This is a genomic window from Fundicoccus sp. Sow4_D5 (assembly GCF_052116365.1).
In the GTDB taxonomy this organism is placed as follows: Bacteria; Bacillota; Bacilli; order Lactobacillales; family Aerococcaceae; genus Fundicoccus.
The window spans coordinates 804,908-831,279 of record NZ_JBQKLF010000001.1; the positions used below are offsets into that span (position 1 = coordinate 804,908).

Sequence of the window (26,372 nt, forward strand, 5' to 3'; positions counted from 1 at the left end):
AGACTGAGATTATTCTTTGTCTAGTAATTTTGAATAAGTCTGGTCAATTCCAATCGCACCAAGTGGTGCTGTCACAAGAATTGCAAGGACAGCGACTGTTAGTATTAATTTTCCAGCACCTACATTAGCTGCTAAAGGTAACCCTCCGATTGCTGCTTGTACCGTTGCCTTAGGTAAATAAGCAATCGCACAAAAGATTCTTTCTTTAATCGTTAACTGTGTTTTCATTAATGACATAAACACGCCAACACTTCGAAAAATCAAAGCCAAGAGGATTAAAAGGATCGCTAATAAGCCTGCATTTGCCACATAAACCAAATCAACAGACGCCCCTACTAAAATAAACAGCATTAATTCAGCTGCAATCCAGATTTTCGAAAATCGTTCTGAAAGTCTTTTAGCTAAAGTGCCATATTGTTGTAAGAGAGTGATACCCAAAACCATAACTGCTAACAAGCCCGACATCGGCAACCAAGCTTGGACTGATCTTTCTAAAGCTACTAAAGCAAGTGCCAGCGCGAGAATAATTAATATTTTGATAGTGTCTCGTATGTCTACTCTTTTAAACAGTTTGACAAGTATACTGCCTACTAAGAAGCCAAATAGACTACCGACCACGATCGCAATCGGAACCGTTAACAATAAACACACAGAAAAATGGCCACTTTGATAAATTTCCATAAAAGTTGAAAACCAGACAATTACGTAAATATCATCAACCGAAGCGCCTGCCAAAATTAATTGTGGTACTCCTGCTTTTCTACCGTAACCTTTTTCAAGCAACTTCAGCATTTGTGGCACAACCACTGCTGGAGAAACCGCTCCTAACACTGTTCCAAGAATCGCTGCTTCAGTATATGATATATCAAACACTAAAGGTGCAACCACTATCGTCAAGATTATTTCAAAAGTCGCCGGAAGAAAACTCATGAAAAAGGCGGGACGCCCTACTTTCTTTAGGTCACCAACATCCAATGCTAAGCCTGCTCGCATCAGAATAATGATTAAGGCAATTTGTCTTAAATCAGATGATATCGATAAAATTGTTGGACTGATTAAATTTAAAACGGAAGGTCCTAATAACCCCCCTGTAAACAACATACCTATCAGAGGCGGCATATTTACTCGTTCCATCAGACGACTCAGACACAAACCAACTAAAATCATTAAAGCCAAACTATATAACATAACGATTCTCCTTTGTCGCGAGAATGAAAAAAAAGCCGACACTCCCGCAATTAAAATTAATTGCAGAAGTCATCAGCTTAACAAGCGGTTCGGCTAAACTTAGCCAGGGAGAACTTCATTCCCTTTTATTAATCATAGTTTAGCATATTGTTCAGTCGTTAGCAATCTTCTTTTAGTCCTTTGTCAATGGATGTTTCTTATCTGATTCTTTGTTCCATTTTAACATCAATTGTTTTGAAAAATGTACGACTACCGTTGCAGCTATCGCAACTGAAAGAATAATCCCCCATGCAGTCAGACTCAAGGCTTCTGTACCAAATACTTGTTGCAACCAAGGAAGATATACGACCATCACTTGAAGGACAGCTGAAAAGATGATTGCTCCAATTAAATACTTATTTTCCAATAAGCTTTTATCTAAGCCAAACGATTGCTCGTGTCGCACATTTAAAATGTGCAGTAACTGGGCAAACGCCATAAAGGTAAATGTAGCTGTTTGAGCGTAAGCAAGTGATTCTTCTGAAAAATGATGGAACACATTGAAAACTCCAAAGGCAGTCAACCCTAGAATAACGCCATTAATTGTGATTCTGCTGAGGAAAGCCTTATTTACTAGCCCACTCTTATTATCACGAGGCGGGTGCTTCATGACGTCATCTTCAGCAGGTTCAAAGGCTAAGGTAATTGCTGGACCAATATCGATCAATAGGTTTAGGAATAAAACGTGGAGTGGACGAATTGGCACGGGGAGTAAAAATAGAATCGTCATTAAAATGGTGATGATTTCAACCATATTGCAGGCAAACAAGAAAGATACATACTTCTTGATATTTGCAAAAATGATTCGCCCTTCTCGAACTGCATCTACTATCGAAGAAAATCGATCATCGGTTAGAATCATATCAGAAGCATCTTTGGCAACTTCTGTTCCTCTAATGCCCATGGCAATTCCAATATCTGCTCCATTTAAAGCAGGCGCATCATTCACTCCGTCACCAGTCATCGCAACGACGTCACCGTCTCCTCTGAGTGCATCAATGATTTGAAGTTTATTCTCCGGTGAGACACGGGCAAAGACAGCTACTCTTCTAATGCGATCTAAGAAGTCGTCTGCATTAACCGCTTCATCGATTTCTTTACCAGTCATTGTTCTTTCTGCATTGTTCAGACCAATTTGCGACGCTATGACCGATGCTGTTTTTGGATGATCTCCTGTGATCATTTTAACATCGATTCCCGCGGATTGTGTTATTTCAATCGCTTCTTTAACATCTTGTCGCGGTGGATCAATAATACCAAAGAGTCCCATGATTTTAAAACTATCGATGTTGTCCTCTAGTATCGATTCTAATTCTTTATCACTTTGTGCCTCCACGCCTTCTACTTGTTCAACTGGAACTTCGGCAATGGCAATGACGCGCATCCCTTCGCCAGCTAGTTGTTCATTTTTTTCTCTCCAGTAGTCAACGCTTGCCTTAGTTTCGTTTGCTAAGGCAACAAGTACATCGACAGCACCTTTAATAATAATTTTTGGTGTCGGTCCATTATATAGTACCGCCATATATTTATTACTTGAATCGAAAGGCATCTCATTCGTTTTCTCCCAATTTTCCTCTCGTAGCTGCCGACGAGTTAAATCAATTTTTCTGGCTAGGACAACTAACGCTCCATCTGTGGGATCGCCTAACACTTCATATTCACCTTTTGTTTTGTTAGATGAATCATCCTTCTTTGTTTGATCTGTTGATTGCTCAGCTTTACCGTTTGACTCGCTGTCATCGGTTGATTCACTACCTTGACGCAGCTTAGCATTGCTACTCATCAGTCCGTTGCGAATCATTTTTAGCAACAGTTCATGTTCATCGGCCTGATTACTATCCTCTACTGACAATTCAAGGACTTCATCAGCCATTTCAATTTTACCTTGAGGTTCATAACCTTTTCCTGTGATTGTATACTCACGGTCTTCATCCAACACTACTCGAGCCACCATCATTTGATTTTCGGTTAAGGTCCCCGTTTTATCACTCGCAATCACTGACGTTGAACCTAAGGTTTCAACAGCCGATAAACTTTTAACAAGGGCTTTATACTCGGACATCGTCTTCATGCCACGCGACAAAGTAATTGTTTGGACTGCTGGCATCGCTTCTGGTATAGCAGCAACTGCCAATATAATGGCAATATGTAACATTTCAGTCCACTCTTGGCCCGTCATTAAGCCAATAACTAAAACCGCTGCGGCAGCAAGAAATGCTACGATAATGAGGGCGGTACCTAATTGATCTATTTCTTTATCTAATGGTGTTGTATCATCACTATCTCCACTCATTAAGTCAGAAATTTTCCCGACTTCGGTTTCCATTCCCGTTCCAGTTACAATAACTGTGGCTTTGCCTCGCGTGACTGCTGTTCCAGAAAAGACCATATTTGATCTGTCTCCTAATGGCACATCATCCGCTTCAATGTCTTCGGCGTTTTTATCGACTGCCTCTGATTCACCAGTCAATGCTGATTCGATGACCGCAAAATTATTCGCCTCTACTATCCTACCATCCGCTGCAATAGCATCGCCTTCTTCTAATAACATAATATCACCAGGTAACAGCTCTCCCGATTCAATTTCATCAGTGGTTCCATTTCTCAAAACTTTTGTTTTGGTGTAAATCATTTTTTGTAAAGAATTGACAGATTTTTGAGCACGCAACTCTACTACAAAGCCAGTTAATACAGCTAATACAACCGCTAATAAAACTGCCACCGCTTCAATATAATCCCCCATAATAAATGATAATAAAGCAGCTCCGCCTAATAAATAAACAATAATATTATTTATGTTTTCTAATAGAATAATCCAAGCATTCTTTTGATCATCTTGTTCTAATTCATTCGCTCCATACTTTTCTCGTCTTTTTTCGACCTCTTCTTGAGTTAACCCTTTGTTGATGGAAGTTTCAAATTCTTTTTCAACTCGATCAACGGATTGATAAAAATATTCTGACATAATATATCCCCTTCCTTCAATTACATTCTGTCTTTACGAACAAAACTACTATTTAATTTCTATATAAATAATATAACACACACTCAATTTCAGCTATATTATTTAGCTCATGCATGCCTAATTTTAATAAAAATATTCCCGAACTTATTATTAGCTATCTGTTGATTATTGCCTTAATCACCTCTGAGACGCAATTGAAAGTCATTCGAATTTTGATTAAGCTAGTAAAAAATTGATGAATATATAATTGTTACTTTTAAGTAGGATTATCAAGTTTAACTTGTATCGTAATTTGAATTAAGAATAGCAAAACAACACGTAGTATCTAGAATCACGATGTGAGACACTCTGCAGAATCCGTCGCTCATGACGCCACGATGTGAGATGGCCGATTCAGGGCTTTTCTGACGAAAATACAGACAAACGACTAGTATTTGCAGGCAAAACAGTGTTTATTTACGTTTCCACATCGTGGTGATTAGAGCCACGATGTGAAACACTCTGTAGAATCCGTCGCTCTTAACGTCACGATGTGAGACGGGAATATTGATGAGTTTTTTTAAGTGTGTTGGCGAATTCTCCATAAATAAAAGACGTCAGCAGCTTTCCTACCGACGTCTTTTATCGCTTAATACATTACCATAATTAGCCCCACACTGATTGTCACAACAGCTAACCAGCAAGCTGCCCCTAGAATGACAGGTTTGATGCCTGCCTTTTGAATCTGCTTAATATGGACACCGAGCCCAATCGTAATCAAAGCGATTGTCATAAAAATTTTACTGATTTGACTAATAACACTTGTTAATGTTGCAGGTAACGACACTAAACTTGCTACGATGACTGCCGCTACAAAAAACACCACAAACATTGGAATCGTACTTTGAATTTGCTTCCAATCAATCCTTAACTTACTTGTGCCATTTTCCTTTGCTTCTTTAGCCGTTTGTAAATATTTGTAGTGAATCATCCCGACAGTCACCGGTACAATAAATAATGTACGTACCAGTTTGACAACCGTCGCAATATTCCCTGCTTCTAGGTGCCAATCAAAGGCAGTCGCTACTACGGACGCTGTGTCATTGACAGCGACTCCAGCTAAAATGCCGTATAGTTGGTTACTAAAGCTGAACATGACACCCAAGGTCGGTAAAAGGAATAAAGCGAGCATTGAAAAGATGAACATTGTGGTAATCGATACCGCAATATCATCATCTTCTACTTCAATAATTGGGGCGGCTGCTATGATGGCAGATCCTCCACAAATCGAGGTCCCAATTCCAATCAGCAAGGCGAGTTTATTATCGACTTTTAGCCCCTTATTGACTAAGACGCTGGTTAGAATTGACACGATAATCACCGCTGCAATAATGACTAAAATATTGAGGCCGACTTCGTTTAAGATCCTTAGAGATAAGGTAAAACCTAATAAGACAATTCCCGTCTTCAATAAATAGGACGAGACGAACTTTGTCACCGCCTTATCTAATAGATCAAATAGCGGTGTATGTCGGATAATGGCACCTATTAAAATAGCTGAAATAGAGCTCCCGAGTAATGGAATTTGTTTTCCAATAAACAGGGCTAGCCATGTTACAATTGCTAGAGAAATAATTGTCAGTATTCTATTTTTCATAATAATTCCTTCCTAAGTCAAGACTAAATTAATAATCAATGACAGACCACACGATATATTCGCTAAAAAGCGTGTTAGCCGGCTAATTTTTTTCTAATTAATCAAAAACAATATGCTTTTGTTTTAGTTTATATTTCTTTAATTATAATGGATATCTTCTGATTATACGTTTGCTTAGTGAATATTTCAATATAATGATGGCAACTAAAGAAGATTCTGCAGAAAGCTTTAGCATGCGACTCGCGTTTTATATTTCGCTTTTGATTGGTCGCTTTTAACTTTCTCATTCGCCATGTTATCGAATATAACTATTAGAAAACTTTTCCCCACAAAAAGCACTGGTTTGACCATTAAAAAAAGCGCCCATAAGGACGCTATCGATTTTTAGTTTGTGCCTTCTTCGGCAAATTCGTCTGAGTCAGTATACTCAGCATCTGCTTGTAGGTCTTCAACTGTTGTTTCGTTTGTTGGTGTGCTCGCTTTTACTGTTGCGATTGCACTTAGTTCAAATGTTAAATAAATGCCTTCACAATCTAAAACGACAGTACGGTTTGCTTGATTGACTTCATCAATGATACCGTGTAATCCACCGATTGTTACTACTCCGTCGCCGTGTTTCATCGCGTCGATCATTTGACGTTTTTTATCCGCTTGCTTCTTCTGTGGACGAATCATTAAAAAGTACATCACCGCAAAAAGTACGACCATGGGTAATAAACTTACTAAAAGTTCCATTATTTCACCTACCTTCAAAAAAAATGCTTCCTAAATTAGTCTAACAAAAAAAGGCATTACATGCTATTGTTTAATTGAAAATTCGTTTAAAATTTACTCAATATATTAAAAACTTTTAGCATTTTCTTTATTATAGCCATAGCGTTCGAAGAAATCTTCTCTAAATTCCAATAATGAATCGTTTTTAATATTCTCACGAACATCTTTCATTAATTTCAATAGAAAGTGAACATTATGAATCGATGTTAGGCGCATACCAAAAATTTCATCCGTTTTAATTAAGTGACGGATATAAGCTCTTGTATAATTGCGACATGTGTAGCAATCACAATGCTCGTCGATGGGTCTAAAGTCACGGGCGTACTTCGCATTTTTAACGACTAAACGGCCATATGTGGTCATACAAGTGCCATTTCTTGCAATTCTTGTGGCTAAGACACAATCAAACATGTCAACGCCTCGAATCACTCCGTCAATTAATGCGTCGGGTGAGCCAACACCCATTAAGTAACGTGGCTTATCTTTTGGCATCACAGGCGTTAAGTAATCCAGTACTTCATTCATTTCTTCTTTCGTTTCACCAACTGATAGGCCTCCAATTGAGTAACCAGGAAAGTTCATTGACGCTAAGTCGCGTGCATGTTGTAAACGTAGGTCTTTGTAGCCTGCCCCTTGCATAATACCAAAAAGCGCTTGTGTCGATGGGTTTTTATGTGCTTCCATCCCACGTTCAGCCCAGCGTGTCGTACGTTCGATTGATTTTTTTACATAGTCGTATGTTTGGTCGAATGGCGGGCACTCGTCAAAACTCATAATAATATCTGCACCTAGTGCATTTTCAATTTGAATTGCCTTTTCAGGTGATAAGAATAATTTAGCTCCATTAATATGGTTTCTAAAGTGTACCCCCTCTTCTTCAATGCGACGCATGTCACTTAAGGAGAAAACTTGAAAACCACCGGAATCTGTTAGAATGCCTCGATCCCAGTTCATAAATTTATGTAAGCCACCTGCCTCCTCGACAATGTCTTCACCTGGGCGTAACCATAAGTGATATGTATTGCTCAGAACAATTTCTGCTCCCATGTCTTTTAATTCTTCAGGCGAAAGACCTTTAACGGTTGCTAATGTCCCAACTGGCATATAGATGGGTGTTTCAAAACTACCTTGTGGTGTATGTAAGATGCCTAAACGGGCACCCGTATTTTTTTCTTCTTTAATTAATTCATAACGAATTGCTGATTCTGTCATAATGCTTCCTTTCTGTCTAAAACAATGTACTCAACACATAATTATAGTAAACTTAGCGTGGTAATTCAACTTCTAATACATAGGGATATTGTTTGCCAGTTAAATAAAAGACATTGTTTTCTTTATGGGCAATCCCATTTAAGACGTCCATGTTAGCAACTTCTTCTGCTGAAAATTTTTGATTGACTTGTTCAATTAAGGCTTTTAAATCATAGATCTGTTCGATCTGTCCATTTTCTGGATTAATGGCAACAATTTGGTCTGTTAACCAAATATTTGCATAAATCATGTCGTTGGCGAATTCTAATTCATTTAGATTGCCGATTGATTGTTGTTTATAAGTTACTTCTAGTGTGTCTAATAAGTCAAAACTATCTGGGTCTCTCAGACTTAATTGACTAGTCCCGTCTGACATCCATAGGACTTGGCGTTTCTCATCGTATGCCAGCCCCCAGCCCTGTCCTGTATAGTTTGCTGTCTCCAAGACTTCAAAACTGTTTAAGGCTCGCTTAAAGGCCGTTCCTTCTTTCCAAGTCAATTGCCAAATAGCATTTTCAGTAAGTGTTAAGCCCTCTGCGAAATATTGTTTATCTAAAGTTTCTATTATTTGATAGTCGCCTGTTTCGAGATCCAGAATTCCTATACTAGACTCACCATACAGCCCTGTTCCGAGTAACAACTGTTGTGGCTCAAGTTCTGGATGGACTTCAAATCCTTGCGTGAAAGCTGTTTGATCACTAGGATAAAGCGCCAGTAAATTAATCGATTCTTGGGCATTGACGTAGGTTTCTCCCAATACTGAAATCAACAGCCCATACAATAGGCACAATGTGACTCGTCGTTTGCTTGTCATTTTCGCATCTCCTAACTATTATTATTCGTTTATCTATTGGCTATTCACTGAATAATTGGTAAAATTAAACTAATGTAACAACGAAAGGAATAAACGAATGACATTCTATGATATTGCAATTGTAATCGTCCGTGCGGTTATGTATCTTTTTAATGGTAAACCTCACTACGAGGGCCTTGAGAACGTTCCGAAGGACAAAGTGGTGGTATTTGCAGGCACACACCGCTCATTATTAGACCCTTTATATTTAGCCTTTGCGATATACCCTCTTGGTAAAAAAGTGGCTTTTATGGGCAAAGATACGCTATTTAATAATAAACTGATGGCTTATGTTCTACCAAAGTTAAATGTATTTCCGGTTAACCGTGAAAAAACGTCGCCACGTACCATTAAACACGCTGTAAAAGTAATGAATGAAGATCATCTGAACCTAGGGATTTTCCCTTCAGGTACACGCTATTCAACTGAAATTAAAGGTGGAACAGCTTTCATTCAACGGTTAAGCAAAAATGATATTGTCCCCGTTGCGATTCAACCGACTCTGAATACCGCTGATTTTTTCAAACGTAAAAAAATTAAGTTAGCTTTCGGCGAACCGATTGCTTATGACGAAACGGTGAAGTATGATAAAACTAAATTAGCTGACGTGGACAACTTAATTGCGATTCGTTTTGATCAATTGGATCAACAACTAACACCTAATTACAAGTATATACCACCCGTTAAAAAAGATAAATAAAAGCTCGATTATTTACACTTTTATTGAATGAATGACAGTAAAAACTGCAGTGAAATCCATTTGAGATTTCACTGCGGTTTTTTGGTTAGTTTGAAATCCTTTCTAAAAGGTTAACAAATAATACTTAATAAAGAACCATGGAAAACTTGGTGAATTGCATACAATCCGTACTTGTTTGTGCTTTAATGTGTTTGAGTGGCAGAATAATTTTAATCGATCGATTGGTAAATTGAATTAACATGTTAACAAAATCAATCTAAAAAATCGGGCGGTCGAGGCGATTCCCCTCAATTTTGGACGGAGTTCCAGTTAGTTAGCTCTTTAAACTTATGGTCTCTTATGTAAATAAAAATAACCTAGTAATTCGCCTTCTTGGCCAACCACTAGGTCTATTCTTTAATTCATACTTTGCAGACGGTACATCTGGAAGTAGGTACCGCCTAATTCAATCAGTTCATCATGCGTTCCTTTTTCAATGATGCGCCCTTTATCGAGGACGATGATTTGGTTGGCATCACGAATGGTACTTAAACGGTGAGCAATCGCAATCGTGGTACGATTCTTACGCATCTTCTGAAGACTATTCTGAATATATTCTTCGGTTTCAGTATCAATATTCGCTGTTGCTTCATCTAAAATTAATATCTTCGGTTCACGTGCCATAGTTCTGGCAAAGGATATCAATTGTTTCTGACCACTTGAATAACTAGCACCACGCTCAATGACACGTTTTTTATAGCCAGCTGGATCTGCTTCAATAAAGGTATCCGCATTAACGAAGCGTGCAGCGTCTCTTACTGTATAATCTGAAATACCTCGCTCGAGTAGACGGATGTTTCTTGAAACATCCCCGTAGAACAAGAAGCTATCTTGTAAAACCAAACCAACTTGTTCACGTAAAGCTTCGTAAGGAAATTCACGAATACTATGCCCATCAATCAAGACATCACCTGATTTAAACTCATAAAATCGCATCAAGACATTGATAATCGAACTTTTCCCACTACCAGTATGTCCGACTAATGCAACTGTCTCGCCGGGATTCACAGTAAAACTAATGTTACTTAACACATCTTGTTCACCGTCATAGGAGAAGGTTAAGTCTTTGAATTCAATCTTTGCATCTGTGATGCTTGCAGCTGGATTGATTAGTTGTTCTGGTACATGTTCTTCATGATCTAACACACGCAAAATTCGCGAACTAGACACGACACCGTCTTGTAAGAAGGACAAATTATCCATCATCATTCCCATCGGTCTGAAGAAGTTTGCTGAATATTGAGTAAAGGCATAGACAATCCCCACTTCAATCAAACCATCAAAATATTGATTACCAAGAATATAAAAGACTAAGGCAATTGATAAGCCTTCAAAAAGGTTAATAACCGAATTTAAAAGCAAAGCATTCATACGAACCATTGCTAGATGTCCTTTATATTGGTTTTCATTTTGCTCTTCGAATTCAGCCATTGTCCGTTTTTCTTGTCTTAAATGCTGAATAACTGACATCCCTAAAATTGATTCATTAATCTTAGTATTTAAACGACTTAAGTTTTCACGTAATTGACGATAGATTCGTGTACTATAATTTTGGTAGAGCCAAATTGCAAAAACCATTAATGGTACAAATAATAAGAAATATAAAGCCATCGTTTGATTCAGACTCCACATACCGATAAAGACAGCAATAATCGTTGCAAAGCCTTCAAAGATTGCAAAGAATACATTCCAAAACTGTTTGATCGTCTCTGTATCATTCGTCACTCGCGAGACAATTGAGCCGCCCGGTGTTTGGTCAAAATAGCGCATCCCTAAATGAACGACTTTATCAAAAATAACATTACGAATATTTTCAACCGTTTTTTCAGAGGCCATACTAAAGATATATGTAGAAAAATAGTTTGAAATCCCTTGTATGACTAGTAAAAATGCGTACAGGGCAGTAAATAATATGGCGGTTTGCGTGGTTGCTGAGGATGTTGACAAGTATTGGTCAATATAGGATTGAATCACTCGCGGCATGAAAACAGTCGCCACAATTTGACCTGCAGAAAAAACGAGCGCTAATAAAAATTCTTTCCAGTAAGGTTTGGCAAACTGCATAATTCTCTTGGTTACCTGATACTGGTCACGCATTGTCATTTTCTTAGTCCATGCGGATTGAAAATCTTTTGCTTGTGCCATTACTGTGCGCCTCCTTCATTTAATAATGCTTCTAATTGTTGTTTTTCATACATTTGTTTGTACCAACCATCCTGTTGTAACAGCTCATAGTGGGTGCCTCTTTCAACAATTTCACCTTTATCTAAAACGATAATCTCATTGGCATGCATTACACTACTGATACGGTGAGCTGAAATAATCGTCGTTTTATTCTGTCGATTGGTCTTAATCGAACTTAATATCGCTTCTTCCGTTTTTGCATCAACTGCAGATAAAGAATCATCTAAAATTAATAAGGATGGTGAATTAATGATCGCTCGCGCCATCGATATTCTTTGTTTTTGACCACCTGATAAAGCCACGCCACGCTCTCCTACTAAGGTATCATACCCTTCAGGAAAGCCGATAATATCTTCGTGTACACTCGTTAATCGAGCAGCTGTTTCCACACGCTCTTGAGAGGCAGTTGGATCAGCAAAGCGAATATTATCTCTGATTGTCGTTGAAAATAAAAAGTTATCTTGTGGAACATAACCAATCGATCCCAGTAAAACATCTAAGGCATATGCTTTCATATCAATCCCATTGAAACGAATAGTTCCTTTGTATTGATCATAGTCTCGCATAAGTAATTTGAATATTGTCGTTTTCCCTGAACCTGTTTTACCTACTATGCCTAAAGTATGTCCTTGAGGAATAGTAAAGTGCACATCTTTCAGCATAGGTTCTTTTGTTTGAGGATAAGTAAAACGTTCGACAGCAAAATTTAGATCACCATCAATCGGAGAAGTCACAGGATCGGCTGCTTCCACAACATTTGTTTCCTCTTTTAATAATTCCATAATACGGTCATAACTGGCTGAGCCACGTTCGATAATATTAAACAACCGCCCGATTGCCACCATTGGCCAAGACATGCGGGTAATGTAGTTTAGAAAAGCCACTAATAAACCAACAGTGATTTGCCCTTGTGTTACTAAAAAACCACCATAAAACAAGCCGATAATCGTACAAACACCCATAATTAATTGAATCGTTGGGCGGAACAATGCATCATAAAAATAAACTGATTTATTTTTAGCTACTACGGTTGCGGTCATATTTTTAAAATCGATACTGTCCAATTCTTCTTCACCAAATGTTTTAATTACTTTTATACCAGTAACACTTTCTTGTACTTTATCATTCAAAGAAGAGAAGGCTTCTTGAGCACGTCTAAAGTGATAATGCATTTTCTTACCAATTAAACGTATTGAAATAGCTAAAATCGGTAAAGGAATGATAACCATTAAACTCAATTGCCAATCAATGGCCCAAAACATCATAAATAGCGTAATAATACCTTGTGTCAATGAATCGACCATCGTTAAGATTCCACCACCAGCAACCATGCGAATGGCGCCTAAGTCATTCGTTGCATGAGCCATCAAGTCTCCTGTTCGGTACTTTTGATAAAAAATGGAATCCATCTTTGTAAAATGATTGAATAATCGCTGACGTAAAATTTTTTCTAATTTTGCTGACGTACCAAAAATATTAATTCGCCACACGTAACGCATTGCATATTGTAGTATTGAGATGACAATGATTGCCACTACCCAAAAAAATAAGACAGTCGGCGTTAAGCTACCGTCAGTCATTCCATCAATTACTGTCGCTATAATCATTGGCACAATCCCGGCTAACAATCCTACTAAAACTAACATCGAGGCTCCTGTTATATAAGCCCATTTTTCTTGCTTAAAAAACCAAGCTAACCTAGAAAATATATCCAAACTATCCACCCTTTCTGATTTATATGATTTAATTATTAATTAAATAGTCCATGAATAAGTTTATCACTCTTTTTGTGAGTAAACAAAGCAATCAGCTTATAAATACGCGATACCTCTCCTAAGCAAATTGTTCTTTAACTCTACCTTTTAAACAGACTAAATATCATCTATCTCTCAAATTTTATAAAAAGAAAACAGGAGTTAATCCGAACAAACGGACAACCCCTGCAAAACTTTAATTACTGCTGTTTCATTGAACGCATAATTTGTTCAACTTTCTTTTTAGATGGCTTTTGACCCATCTGAGCCATCATTTGAGAAATCATTCTTTCGTCAATTGGTGGGTTTTCTTTAAAATACTTCATCATATAACGACGAGCTAAAAAGAATCCTCCCACTGCACCAGCTACTAAAGCTAGTAAAACAATAAAAATCCAAGCGATTGTTGGCATATATAAACCTCACTTTCTAAATATCATGTAGTTATAGTTTACTAAAGTTCATCTGTTTTTCATAGTATATTTTCACAAGAAGCAGACGATAAACTAAATTTATTTTACTTTTTATTCTTCTTATCGAAGAAGTGTTGAAGGTGACGGCCATGAAGTTTTTTAGCTTTTTGGATTTCTTTCACTTTATCAGGAGTTAAATCAGTTCCATCTTCATCGACGACCTTGATTCCTTCGATATGATTACGCATACCGAAACGTAAATTTTCGATATATTCTTCTCTTAGCACTTTTTGTTCAGCTAATTCAGCTTCATTTAAACCTTCAGCTTTTTTCTTGCGGGCTAATTCATTAATTCTCTCCATTTTATCTTTCTCTAACATGTAAATCCTCCTTTTTACGAACGTTTGTTTGTCATTGAAAAACGTTTCTGATATAATAATAATAACAAAAATGAAATGAGTTGATTCCAATGGCTAAATTGTCAACGAAACAAATGACAATCCTACAATGTATTTATGATAACATTGAGGAAAATGGTTATCCACCTACTGTTCGCGAAATTGGTTCGTCAGTTGGCTTATCCTCAACTTCGACAGTACACGGACATCTATCTAGATTAGAAAAAGCTGGCTATTTAATTAAAGATTCTAGTAAAACACGCGCTCTTGAATTAACACAAGCTTCAATTGATTTGCTTGGCGTTGGACCTGTACAAGTTCCTTTATTAGGAAGAGTTGCTGCTGGTGCGCCAATTCTTGCAGTTGAAGATGCGGTTGCCTTCTATCCAATACCACCAGAGTTACCTTATGATCCAAGCGAATTATTTATGCTTGAAATAAAAGGCGAAAGTATGGTTAATGCGGGTATTATGGACGGCGATATCATAACTGTTAGACGCCAAACGTCTGCCAACAATGGTGAAATCGTCATTGCTATGACAGAAGAAGAAGAAGTTACTTGTAAGACATTCTTTAAAAAAACCGATCATTACGTCTTAAGACCAGAAAATGATTATATGGATGACATTATTTTAAATTCAGTTACCGTATTAGGTAAAGTTGTCAGCCTGTTTCGACGCTTCTAGATTATTAGTTGAGTATCTTTACAAATAAGCGAACAAGGCATATAGAGGAAGCAAATTGCTTCAGCTCTACACGCTTTGTTCGTTTTTTTTTGTGTGTAGTTTAGTAAGTCATTAGTGTTTTAATGTCGTAACCAGAAATTTTATCACGGCCATTTAATTCTTCTAATTCAATTAAGAATGCACAGCCAACGACAACTCCACCTAATTTTTCAACTAAATCGATCGTTGCTTTGATTGTACCACCTGTTGCTAATAAATCATCAGTAATTAATACTTTTTGACCTGGTTGCAGAGCATCTTTATGCATTGTCAAAGTATTGCTACCATACTCTAATGAATAATCAACCTCAATGACTTCTCTTGGTAATTTGCCTTTCTTACGCACAGGTACAAATCCAATCTCTAAAGCATAGGCTACAGGACAACCTACAATGAATCCACGAGCTTCTGGCCCAACAACTACGTCAGCACCTAACTCTTTAGCATAATTAACAATTTGTTGTGTCGCTTCTTTAAAAGCATCTCCATCAGCCATTAATGGTGTGATGTCACGGAAAATTATTCCTTCTTCTGGATAATTTTCAACTTTTGCAATATAGTCTTTTAAATTCATGATCTTTTTTCATTCTCCTCGAAATATCTTTTAATATCTGATAAAGTCTGGTAATTCATTATTGCTTCGACTTGCATTTCTTGTCGGTAACGCTCGAATGCCGGCATAGTAAACAAATCAACAGCCTCTTTCGAGTGTTCTCTATTAAATGCAACAAAGCCATCTTTTATTGTAACAAATTCCGCTTCAAAAAACACAACAATCATCAATTTTAATCTAGTTATGGATATTTTTAATAGTTCACTCATTTTAGAGAGGTTTTGTCGCAAATGAAATGCCGTTTGCTTGCTTAACCAACGGTATAAAACAGCAAATTCTTCACGTGTCGGCTCTCCAGCAGTATACTTAGATTCTTGAATAAATGATCCTAAATAAATATGAGACCAATCCTTTTGCTTTAACAAAATCAGTAACGTTTCTAGACTTTGCGGTGGTTCCATAATGACTAGTTTTTTATAACTCACGTCATTGACTAACTCATTTAGCAATTCTTCGTTGATGTTGGCATATAGTTCGACACGGCTATTCTTAGGTAAAGATTCTTTATAACACTCAGCTAACTTAGAGTGTTTAAATAAATAAATCGCCCCATTAACTTTTAAAAGTTGAGGATCTATTTTACTTGATCGATAATCTAGCCACTGTGACTGATTGACGCCCATATCTGTTACCATCAATTGGGGATTAACCAAATGACGCCATTCATTAATGGATAAGGTGCCTACAATTGAAATGATTGAATTAGCTTCAACACCTTCAAATTGTGTCGCTTTTGAAAAAGCCACACAATTTAAAGCGGATTCTTTACTATCTTTCTCAGCAATAGAGAGTTTAACATGTGTTTTATCAGCACCAATTAAACGTTTTTCTTGAACCGTTACATCCTCGAATTCGAATACAGGTTTAGCATTATCCATTCCAAAAGGTCCTAATAATTCAATTTCTTCGATAAATTTGACAGTGGCTTCCGATGGTTTTATTACCATATCGACTTTTAGTTCCTCTGGTTGACGAATCAAGGCTTCATTCTGATTAGCTAATGAAGCCAGTGCCGATTTAAAATTCAACCATTCAGAAGAATTGACTGTAAGTCCAGCGGCTTGACTATGACCGCCATAATAAGCAATCGTCTCTTTAACTTCCGTTAACCAAGCAAAAATATTAACACTATTAACGCTTCGCCCACTCCCTTTATACACTTGCTTATCTTCTAGATATTGGAATAGAATGGTCGGTCGGTTATATTTTTCTTTCAATCGACTCGCTACAATTCCCAATACCCCCGCTTGCCAAGAAGCATCCGCTTCAACAATTACATCAGGAATCTCTTCATACTGTTCCATTCTTTCCTCAACTTGAGTTTGAATATCTTTAACCATCGCTTGGCGCTGAGAGTTTTTATCATTAATTAACAGAACAAGTCGGTCAGCTTCGGTCTCATCGAACGTTTTTAATAATTCTAAAGCAGGCGTTGGATCACCTAAACGTCCTATCGCATTCAAACGAGGTCCTATAACAAAGCCCACTGTATCAACGTCTACTTTAGTTAAATCAACTTTTTGATCTTCTAAGAGCATTTTTAAGCCTAAACGATGAGTGTCCGCTACTAATTGTAAACCACCTAAAACAATTGTTCGATTCTCGTCTGTCAACGACACCATGTCACACAACGTCCCAATGGCAGCTAATTCTACCGCTTCCGGAGCAATTTCGTCTAGTAGTGCATGTGAAATTTTTAAGGCGACTCCAGCCCCACTTAATTCGCCAAAAGGATATTGACCTTGCGGATGTTTAGGGTGTATGACCGCATACGCATTAGGTAAAGTTTCTTGAATCTCATGGTGATCGGAAACTATGACGTCTACTCCAAGTTCATTAGCTAAATCAATCGCGTCATGCCCTGCGACACCATTATCACACGTTAGTATTAATTGTATACCCGCTTCGATAAATTCTCGATAACGCTCACTGTTGGGACCATAACCATCTGTCAAACGATTAGGCAAATAATACTCGACATGAGCACCAATCATTTCAAGCGTTTCATAAAGTATTAGAGTACTTGTGATACCATCCGCATCATAATCACCGTAAATGAGTATTCGTTCTTCATTTTCGACGGCAGTCTGTAGCCTCTTCACAGCAAGCTCCATTTGATATAATTCAAATGGATTATGATAGAGTTGAGGCGTTTGGTTTATCGCTTGTTCAATCTGTTCTGGACTTTTTAAGCCACGATTTAAACATAAACGCAAAAAAGCAGGCGAATATTTCAAGCCTGCTGCTTGTAATGCATGTATTTCTTCTTCTAGTTCACCGGAAGAACTTGTCATCTTCCAGTCATATTTTGCTAAATTCATATTAAGACCTCAATTTACTTTGTCTTTTCTTAAGTGATAGTCACCCTTCAACAACTGACTCCGTAGATATTTCTTTAGTTGCTTGTTCACTTGTCAAACTAGCAACTGTTTGCTCTAATGCTTTAATTTTCTTTCGAGTTCTACTAACTGAAGCAATAGAGACCAATAGGCCTACAATTACACCAATAATAAGCGTAATCAAAATGACCATAACAAGTGGGACAGTAATATTAATGAAGAATAGATTAACGGTCACATTCGCAGTATTTTGAACTGCAAAAATGACCACAAAAATTAAACTAAATAAAGATAGTAGTATTCTCCAAGGTTCTCTCATGATATTTCCTCCTTGAAATTAAACAGGTGTTCCTTTAGAAAGTCACTAATATGTGGGACTAAAGGTGATACAAAGGCTGCCATTTTTAAAGCAAAAGGTATCGTTATTTCTCTTGCATTATGGGTCATCGCTTGGATTACTTTGTTCGCTACGTAATCTGTTTCTAAAGCAAATTGTTCAATGCGTTGATAATAACTTCCTAATTCATCTGAATGAGAAAAGAAGGGTGTTTTGACTGGGCCAGGATTAATCGTCGTAATCCCTATGCCAAATCGTCTTAATTCCAATCTAAGCGAGTCAGCATAACCGATTATAGCAGATTTAGTAGCTGAATACACACTTGATGAAGGCGTCGACAACTTTCCTGATATTGAAGATATGAAAACAATTTGACCTTCTCTTTGTTCAATCATCACTTGTGCGACTAATTGACTCAAATACATCATAGCAAATGTATTTATTTTAAACATGGCTTCGATCTCACCATAAGTAAATTCTAAGGCAGGTTTAAATTCTCCAAAACCTGCAGAATTTACTAAATAATCTATTCTGCCACAATGTTGCTTCGTCTTGGCGACTACTCGTTCAATTTGTGTCGATTGACTTAAATCAGCACAAATCATCAGAATATTTACATTATAATCTTTTTTTATTTCATCAGCCAATTCTCTCAACTGTTCTTTACGACGAGCTACGATAACTAAATTTGCACCTTCACGCGCAGCTTGATGAGCAGTTTCGCGACCAATCCCACTCGATGCTCCTGTGATTAAAACAACTTTATTCAGCAGTTTCATTCATTATCTCCTCAGAATTCACATAATTTAAATTATATTCTTCCAAGTCGAATACAATCTTAGTTGCTTTGAAATAATGTTTAGCTTCCATTTCCAATTCTCTAATATCTTGTCCCATATATCGCGCACTTATGTGGTTTAAATATAATTGTTTAACGTTAGCTTTTGCGGCAACTTTCGCTGCTTGAACATTTGTGGAATGGTAATAATCATGCGCCATTTGAGCTTCTTTACTTTCATGGGTCGCTTCATGTACTAAGACATCAGCACCTTGCGCCAGAAGTGGAATATTAGTACATTGTCGTGTGTCGCCTAAAATCGTCACAATTTTCCCTTTACGATCAGGAGCAACAAAGTCTTTACCATTTATAACAGTACCATCAGCTAAGGTCACTTCTTCTCCACGCTTTATCTTACCAAAAATTGGCCCATTGGGAATTTGATAAGGGGCCAATAAATCTACCAGTAACTCACCAACAGAATCAGGTTCAGTCACACGATAGCCAAAAGAAAGCACACCATGTTCTAAAGGTAAATAATCAACTGTCCACCCCTTATTCAAATTAAGGGTTCCACCATTAGGATCTAACTCAATGATTTTCAAACTATATAATAATTTTGTTTTTGATAGTTTTAATGTCGTTTGAATAAATTGACGAATGCCCGGCGGGCCATAAATAGTTAACGGACCATCGCCGCCTTGAAAAGATCGACTACTTAGAAAGCCTGGCAAACCATAAATATGATCACCGTGCATATGTGTAATAAAAACTTTCGTAATTTTACGTGGCTTAATTGTCGTTTTTAAAATTTGATGTTGAGTTGCTTCGCCACAATCAAATAACCAAATCTCATTCAATTCATCAAGTAACTTTAAAACTAAGGCACTAACGTTTCTAATTCTTCCCGGAACTCCTGCTCCAGTACCTAAAAATTGTAATTTCATCTTTTTAACACTTCCTAACAATTCATCCATTTTTAATTGAAAATTAAATCCGGACCCTTTAAGTAATAGACAGGTCGAAAAAACGCGAGTCTACTTACTATAAAAGTCCGGATTAATCATCACCCTTAACTATTAATTTTATCGTTGGCGATAAATTTCTTTCGCGATTAACTTCGCTAATTCCAAACCACCCACATCATTAGGATGAATACCAGCATCTGCATACCATTCCGGATGATCATTAGCGTATCCTGCCCAATCAATTAATTTTACATTCCCATAACGTTGAGCGGCTGCATAAATTTGTCTATTTGCGTCATCAGTCCATGCTCTATTTACATGTACCGTTAAGATATAATGATCTCTATCTGTTCCAACCGCCTCAATATAGTCATTAAGCTGCGCGGTTGTGAACGTTCCGTTGGAACCTAACATTGTAACGACCGTTGGTTTGAGTAAGTCGTTTTGTTTCATAGACTCTAATACAGAAAAACTATTATATAATTGGCGTCCTACTTCTCCATCTACAACAGCTTTTGGAAACACACTTTGGATTTCTGATGTACTAGCTAACAAGACCGAATCACCAATAAAACTAATATCTAGGCCATTGGCAAACAGTAGTTCTTGTTGGGTCAAGCCTTCAATATTATTTACCACTTTAACTGTTTCAGTATCTAACGTTTGAGTTTGCTGGGCAACCGTTTGATTAGCTTCAATGACATCTTGAAGGTTCTGTGCCGTCTGGCTACGTTCTTCGGGAGAAGCTATAACCCCTACTAATCCCATTATCAACACAAAAACATAACTACCAGTTGCTATCTTAATACCCGTTAAACTATTCGGATTATTTCTTAAATAGTTGAATTGATATCTTGATTTTTTCAAGTTAAAATCTTGTCCAATGGGTAAGCTCCATTGTTTAATTTCAAATAAGCGATAAGTTACTTCACTTAGAATCATAATAACTAAAAATTGCACTAAAAAATTTAAATAGATATTTGTGTTAAAGAACGATAAATGCCTAGAAACAATTAAATATACTGGATAAAACCATAAGTAGTATGAAAAACTTCTTTTACCAAAAAATGTAAAGATTCCTAAACTGAAAAACTTATTCCAAATTGTTGCTGGATGAATTGATGACATAACCAAGATTGCACTGACCAATGTGAATAAAGTCATTCCGAATTGGTAGGCAAAAGCATGAGTACCGTACATAAATTTCACCATAAAGAAAGCTAACACAAATGCCACTAAACCTAAGCAGTTAAATAGAACTTTGACTTTAGCATTCATTGGTTTAGGTACCAACTTCACGGGATACAACAAGCCTACAGCTCCACCAAAAGTAAATGCAGACGCTCTCGTTAATAATCCATAATAAATTCTTGTTGGATCCTGTCCTTCTTTATACAAATAGCCAAGTAAGACTGCCGATAATACTGAAATGATTAACAGAATATTTGCAGTTGTTCCTGGTTTTTTATGCCAAGAGTAAAACAATTTTATCATGATAGGAACTAAAAGTATTAATTGACCATAAAGTGCTACGTACCATAGATGTGTGAAGGGACTTGGATTTGCTGCTTGTACAAAATAAGATTGATTATTAATAATTTGATAATAGTTATTGAAGAAAAACAAAGCCGAGACGGCCATGTTTCTAATATTAAATAAATAATCTCTTGCAAACAACAGAATATAAGTTATCGTCACAGCAATCATGGATAACATTGGATAAAAAAGACGGCCAAAGCGTAATCGGTAAAAATTTAAAACATTTAAACTTTCACCTCTCACATTTGCTGAATATAAACTTCTGAAATTAAAGAATCCTGCAATAAATAAGAATAAATTAACAGCAAGGAATCCACCTGGAACGATATGTTCAAAGAAATAATAACCAATAATGGTCAAAATTGACACACCTTTTAATCCGTCAAATATAGCTAATCTTTTGACTGGCGCATTAACTTGTTTGTGATCCATAGCTTTCACCTAATCCATAAACTCGAAGTAGAAATCTGATAGTTGAATAGTATCTCCATTCTGTGCCCCTAAACGACGTAATTCATCGTCAATTCCCATTCCACGCATTTGGCGTGCAAAGCGAGCGATACTTTCATCATGAGCCATGTTAGTCATCGCATAAAGTTTTTCAATCTTGCGTCCAGTAATTAGCCAGTGTCCTGGTTCAAGTTCTTCAATTTCAAAGGCATCGTCGTCATCCAATGTGTAATGTACTTTCTCTTCTACTTCATTTTCTAAAGAGATAAAATCAGAAGTTTGTACTAATTGGTAAGTTCTTTGCAATAATGGTTGAAGACCTTTGTTTTGCCAAGCACTAATTTCGAAAATTTCTGGCATTTCTTGATTTAATTCAGCATAATGCTCAGCTAATTTTTCTTTAAATGTTACTAGGTTTTCAGCAGAAATCGCCTCATCCATCTTATTCGCCACAATGATCATTGGGCGTAACAATAATTTTTCATTATAGTTAGATAATTCATGCATGATGTCTAAGAAATCTTGGAAAACATCACGGCCGTGAGTTTCTGACACATCTAAAACATGTATAAGGACTTTGGTTCGCTCAATATGACGTAAAAAGTTTATTCCAAGACCAACACCTTCAGATGCTCCCTCAATTAAACCAGGCATATCAGCCACAACAAATTCTTGATCCACTTTTAATTTAACAACACCTAAATTAGGTACTAATGTCGTAAATTGGTAATCTGCTACTTTAGGTTTAGCATTACTAATAACAGAAAGTAAGGTAGATTTACCTACACTTGGATAGCCGATTAATCCAACATCAGCAAGAACTTTTAACTCTAGTTCTAATTCAAACTCTTCACCTGGTTCTCCGTTTTCAGCAATAGATGGCGCCGGGTTCTTATGAGTCGCGAACTTGATATTCCCTCGACCTCCACGACCTCCTCTAGCGACTATTAATTCTTGAGCATTTTCTACTAAATCCCCTAGAATCTCTTGAGTTTCACTATTTCTGATAATTGTACCTGGCGGGATCTTAACAACTAAATCTTCGGCATTTGCTCCGTATTTACTTTTACTCATCCCATTCTGTCCATTTTCACCTTTAAAATGACGATTATATCGAAAATCCATCAAGGTTCTTAAACCTTCATCAACACGAAAGATAATACTTCCGCCTTTTCCACCGTCACCGCCGGCTGGTCCACCATCTGGCACATATTTCTCGCGTCTAAAGGCTACCATTCCGTCTCCGCCTTTACCGGCTCTAACATTTACTTTTGCACGATCTAAAAATGTAGACATACACTTCACTCCTTCCGTTCATATTATTATAATATTTAATCAAATTTACTAATTAATTCTCTTGGATCTACCATTTGCATAATGAACTGAGTTAAACATTTCATTGTTGCTTGACGATTTTTTTTCAATTGTTCATCTTCAGCATTTACCATATTATGCTCAAAGTAGTCGTTTATTTTCTCAACTAAACTTGAAAATTGAGCTAATATCTCTTTGGGACTCGTTGCTGTTAACGTTTGTAGTTGTTTAAGTAAGTTAGTTTCCGAAACTGTTTCAGCTAAGTTCAGATTTACTTCCGTCATTTCTTTAACTTTCGACCCTAAATTAACCACACGCGTCATTGCTTCTACCATTGATCGATAGTCACTAGCTTGTGTATTTTTTAAAGATTGCAACTGGTGTGCACTCTCTACTATATAGTATACATTTAAATGGGATACTTTTGAAACAGCTTGAATGATATCATGGTCAATTTGATCAGTTTCAAGATGTTGTTGTACTCTACCTTTAATAAAGTTGACTAATTTATCTTTAAAAATAATCCAGTCTTCAGATTGATTTTCGACACTCACTTTATTAAGTAATTCAATTATATCAAAATTCCATGCTTGATCTAGAATGATTTCAACAATCCCAAGCGCTTTACGTCTTAAGGCATATGGGTCATTCGAACCAGTAGGAATTAATTCAATACTAAAATAATTTGCTAGTGTATCTAACTTATCAATAAGGGCTAGCATTGCTCCGGCAGTCGTATCTGGAAGCTTTCCGCCACTAGTTACTGGTAAATACTGACTACCAATAGCCGCCGCTACTGCTTCACTCTCTCCAAAATAAGTTGCATAGATTTTTCCTAATTGTCCTTGCAGCTCATCAAATTCCCCAACAGTTTGAGTTAATAAATCAAACTTATAGATAAGTGCCGCACGAGCACTCGTAGCAATCGTTTCTGATGAAATATTACTTGATTCAAGAATTTCACCAAGTATTTCAATCCCTTTTTTTACCCGCGCTTGCTTTTGAGCAAAAGAACCAATTTTAACGTGTTCATTCACTGTAGAGAGTTTTTCAAGGTAGTATGTTAAATCATGACTTAAGTCTTCTTGATAGAAGAACAATGCGTCTTCTAATCGAGCTTTAAGAACTTTACGGTTCCCTTTGATAACATTTTCAATATGTTCTGCATTACCATTACGAACTGAAATAAACACTGGCAATAAACGTCCAGTTTCTTTTGATATAGCATAGAAGTAACGTTGGTGATCTTTCATCGCTGTAATTAGCACACTTTCTGGTACAGCTAGATATTCTTCTTCAAATTCACCATAAAATGCTGTCGGCCATTCAACAATAGCAGTCACTTCCTCTAAAAGAGCGTCATCTATTGGAACATCCCACGAGTTTGCATCGGCAATCGCTTCTACTTGTTCACGTATTAGTGTACGTCTTTCATCAAAGTCTGCTAACACAAATTGTTCTTTAAGACTTGCTAAATAGTCACTTGGTTGATTGATTGTGACATCGTGTCCTAAAAATCGGTGACCTTTAGTAACATTACTTGCTTTAACACCAACAAATTCAAATGGAATCACTTGAGTATCTAACAGTGACACCATCCAATGAATTGGACGGATAAATGGAGTAGGAACATTACTCCAGTGCATCGCAACAGGGAATGTCATATTCTTTAATACAGAATCAACGTTTGTTAGAACACTCTCAACTGATGCACCTGCTACAAATTTATCGATGTAGACATAATCACCCTCGATAACCAAGTCATCTAGTGTTGCTTTTTGGCCACGTGTAAAGCCTTGTGCTGCTTTTGACCACGCACCTGTGTCATCTTTAGCTAGTTTAATTGAAGGTCCTTTAACACGTTCATTTAAGTCTGCTTGCTTTTCAGCTATATTCTCTACAATAACTGCTAGACGTCTTGGTGTCGCATAGCTATTGATATGACTAAAAGAAATTCTTTCTTCTGTCAAGAATGTTGCCAAACGTTCTTTTAATTGCTCACTTAAACTTAACAAGAAACGAGCAGGGACTTCTTCTAATCCAATTTCTAGTAAATATTGTTTTGCCATCTCATTTCCTCCTTATTCAACAACCGATTGGTTCTCATGTAATAATGGGAAACCAAGTGCTTCTCTTTCTTCAACAAATGTTTTCGCAATATTACGAGCCATCTTACGAATGCGACCAAGATAACCTGGTCGATCTGAAACAGATATATAGCCACGAGCATCAAGTAAATTAAATGTATGAGAACATTTCAGGATGTAATCATAGGCAGGATGAACTAAACGTAATTCAATCAACTTTAGTGCTTCTTCTTCATACGCTTCAAATTGTTTAAATAACATCTCTGTATTACTGTGCTCAAAAGAATAAGTAGAATGTTCACGCTCAGGTTGTAGGAATATATCACCATATTTAACGCCATCAATCCAATCAAGATCATAAACATTTTCAACATCAAGAATGTACATTGCTAATCTTTCAAGACCATAAGTAAGTTCACTTGTCACTGGATCACATTTTAATCCACCAACTTGTTGGAAATAAGTAAATTGAGTAATTTCCATACCATCAATCCATACTTCCCAACCCAATCCAGCACAACCTAATGAAGGGTTTTCCCAGTTATCTTCAACGAAACGAATATCGTGTGCCAAAGGATCAATACCAATGGCGACTAAGCTTTCTAAGTAAAGTTCTTGAATATTTAATGGTGAAGGCTTCATAACCACTTGAAATTGATGATGTTGGTATAAACGGTTCGGATTTTCTCCATAACGTCCGTCCGCTGGCCTTCTTGACGGCTCAACGTAAGCTGCATTCCAAGGTTCAGGACCAACAGCACGTAAAAACGTATAAGGACTCATTGTCCCTGCACCCTTTTCAGTGTCATAACTTTGTAAAATTAAGCAACCTTGTTCTGACCAAAACTGCTGCAAAGTTAAAATAATTGATTGAACGGTTCTCTTTTGCATAATAATCTTTCTCCTCACTCTTATACTGTTATACAAGTGCTATCCACTTTCTTAAAGTACATTTACCCACAAAAAATCCCTATGATTAATAGATAAGCGATTATCTGTTAATCATAGGGACGAATTGAATTCGCGGT

The 26,372-nt window shown here is 36.9% G+C and carries 21 protein-coding genes and 1 riboswitch; of the genes, 2 read left to right on the plus strand and 19 right to left on the minus strand.

Translation table 11 applies throughout. The features are described from left to right. Positions 1-9: 9 nt before the first annotated feature. The 6 genes from ACTQ45_RS03755 to ACTQ45_RS03780 form a co-directional block, all read right to left on the minus strand. A complete protein-coding gene (locus ACTQ45_RS03755) occupies positions 10-1,188 on the minus strand; it encodes a cation:proton antiporter domain-containing protein (RefSeq protein WP_441750624.1) in 1,179 nt (392 codons plus the stop codon). A 56-nt stretch (positions 1,189-1,244) separates the two neighbouring features. Beyond that, positions 1,245-1,320: riboswitch (Fluoride riboswitch) on the minus strand. Positions 1,321-1,360: 40 nt separating this feature from the next. Next, on the minus strand, positions 1,361-4,192 hold the full coding sequence (locus ACTQ45_RS03760; RefSeq protein WP_441750625.1) for a cation-translocating P-type ATPase: 2,832 nt from the start codon (positions 4,190-4,192) through the stop codon (positions 1,361-1,363). 628 nt (positions 4,193-4,820) lie between these two features. Then, a complete protein-coding gene (locus tag ACTQ45_RS03765; RefSeq protein ID WP_441750626.1) occupies positions 4,821-5,828 on the minus strand; it encodes a YeiH family protein in 1,008 nt (335 codons plus the stop codon). 384 nt (positions 5,829-6,212) lie between these two features. After that, a complete protein-coding gene (yajC, locus tag ACTQ45_RS03770; protein ID WP_441750627.1) occupies positions 6,213-6,563 on the minus strand; it encodes a preprotein translocase subunit YajC in 351 nt (116 codons plus the stop codon). Between the two features lie 105 nt (positions 6,564-6,668). Further along, positions 6,669-7,814: a tRNA guanosine(34) transglycosylase Tgt gene (tgt, locus tag ACTQ45_RS03775; protein ID WP_441750628.1), complete on the minus strand. Its 1,146-nt coding sequence runs from the start codon at positions 7,812-7,814 to the stop codon at positions 6,669-6,671. A 52-nt stretch (positions 7,815-7,866) separates the two neighbouring features. Continuing rightward, positions 7,867-8,667 (minus strand): glutaminyl-peptide cyclotransferase, encoded by an 801-nt coding sequence (locus tag ACTQ45_RS03780; RefSeq protein WP_441750629.1) that lies wholly within the window; start codon positions 8,665-8,667, stop codon positions 7,867-7,869. Between the two features lie 97 nt (positions 8,668-8,764). On the opposite strand from ACTQ45_RS03780, the gene ACTQ45_RS03785 reads away from it, so the two are divergent. Next, positions 8,765-9,406 (plus strand): lysophospholipid acyltransferase family protein, encoded by a 642-nt coding sequence (locus tag ACTQ45_RS03785; RefSeq protein WP_441750630.1) that lies wholly within the window; start codon positions 8,765-8,767, stop codon positions 9,404-9,406. Between the two features lie 396 nt (positions 9,407-9,802). Here ACTQ45_RS03785 and ACTQ45_RS03790 read toward each other — a convergent pair whose 3' ends face one another. From ACTQ45_RS03790 to ACTQ45_RS03805, 4 genes are all read right to left on the minus strand, one after another. Then, a complete protein-coding gene (locus ACTQ45_RS03790; RefSeq protein ID WP_441750631.1) occupies positions 9,803-11,590 on the minus strand; it encodes an ABC transporter ATP-binding protein in 1,788 nt (595 codons plus the stop codon). Then, entirely contained in the window at positions 11,590-13,344 is a 1,755-nt protein-coding gene (locus ACTQ45_RS03795) for an ABC transporter ATP-binding protein (protein ID WP_441750632.1), read from the minus strand. Before ACTQ45_RS03795 ends, ACTQ45_RS03790 begins: the two co-directional genes overlap by 1 nt. Positions 13,345-13,583: 239 nt before the next feature. Further along, positions 13,584-13,796, minus strand: coding sequence for a YneF family protein (locus tag ACTQ45_RS03800; RefSeq protein WP_441750633.1), 213 nt, complete (start codon positions 13,794-13,796; stop codon positions 13,584-13,586). Positions 13,797-13,900: 104 nt separating this feature from the next. Next, positions 13,901-14,176, minus strand: coding sequence for a DUF896 family protein (locus ACTQ45_RS03805; RefSeq protein WP_441750634.1), 276 nt, complete (start codon positions 14,174-14,176; stop codon positions 13,901-13,903). A gap of 89 nt (positions 14,177-14,265) precedes the next feature. On the opposite strand from ACTQ45_RS03805, the gene lexA reads away from it, so the two are divergent. After that, positions 14,266-14,880 carry a transcriptional repressor LexA gene (gene lexA / locus ACTQ45_RS03810; protein ID WP_441750635.1) on the plus strand — a complete coding sequence of 205 codons (615 nt, stop codon included), beginning with the start codon at positions 14,266-14,268 and terminating at the stop codon, positions 14,878-14,880. A gap of 100 nt (positions 14,881-14,980) precedes the next feature. Here lexA and ACTQ45_RS03815 read toward each other — a convergent pair whose 3' ends face one another. From ACTQ45_RS03815 to glyQ, 9 genes are all read right to left on the minus strand, one after another. Further along, positions 14,981-15,493, minus strand: coding sequence for an adenine phosphoribosyltransferase (locus ACTQ45_RS03815; RefSeq protein WP_441750636.1), 513 nt, complete (start codon positions 15,491-15,493; stop codon positions 14,981-14,983). Further along, the gene (gene recJ, locus ACTQ45_RS03820; RefSeq protein WP_441750637.1) at positions 15,490-17,853 is read right to left on the minus strand and encodes a single-stranded-DNA-specific exonuclease RecJ; all 2,364 of its coding nucleotides are present in this window, start codon (positions 17,851-17,853) and stop codon (positions 15,490-15,492) included. Before recJ ends, ACTQ45_RS03815 begins: the two co-directional genes overlap by 4 nt. Positions 17,854-17,893: 40 nt before the next feature. Next, positions 17,894-18,190, minus strand: a complete 297-nt coding sequence (locus ACTQ45_RS03825) for a LapA family protein (protein WP_441750638.1) — start codon at positions 18,188-18,190, stop codon at positions 17,894-17,896. After that, positions 18,187-18,987 carry an SDR family NAD(P)-dependent oxidoreductase gene (locus ACTQ45_RS03830; protein ID WP_441750639.1) on the minus strand — a complete coding sequence of 267 codons (801 nt, stop codon included), beginning with the start codon at positions 18,985-18,987 and terminating at the stop codon, positions 18,187-18,189. Before ACTQ45_RS03830 ends, ACTQ45_RS03825 begins: the two co-directional genes overlap by 4 nt. Then, the gene (gene rnz, locus ACTQ45_RS03835) at positions 18,971-19,933 is read right to left on the minus strand and encodes a ribonuclease Z (protein WP_441750640.1); all 963 of its coding nucleotides are present in this window, start codon (positions 19,931-19,933) and stop codon (positions 18,971-18,973) included. Before rnz ends, ACTQ45_RS03830 begins: the two co-directional genes overlap by 17 nt. A gap of 138 nt (positions 19,934-20,071) precedes the next feature. After that, positions 20,072-21,925 (minus strand): acyltransferase family protein, encoded by a 1,854-nt coding sequence (locus ACTQ45_RS03840; RefSeq protein WP_441750641.1) that lies wholly within the window; start codon positions 21,923-21,925, stop codon positions 20,072-20,074. A 9-nt stretch (positions 21,926-21,934) separates the two neighbouring features. After that, positions 21,935-23,239, minus strand: a complete 1,305-nt coding sequence (obgE, locus tag ACTQ45_RS03845; RefSeq protein WP_441750642.1) for a GTPase ObgE — start codon at positions 23,237-23,239, stop codon at positions 21,935-21,937. 35 nt (positions 23,240-23,274) lie between these two features. After that, a complete protein-coding gene (gene glyS, locus ACTQ45_RS03850) occupies positions 23,275-25,326 on the minus strand; it encodes a glycine--tRNA ligase subunit beta (protein ID WP_441750643.1) in 2,052 nt (683 codons plus the stop codon). Between the two features lie 12 nt (positions 25,327-25,338). Further along, positions 25,339-26,238, minus strand: coding sequence for a glycine--tRNA ligase subunit alpha (glyQ, locus tag ACTQ45_RS03855; RefSeq protein WP_441750788.1), 900 nt, complete (start codon positions 26,236-26,238; stop codon positions 25,339-25,341). Positions 26,239-26,372 lie beyond the last annotated feature (134 nt).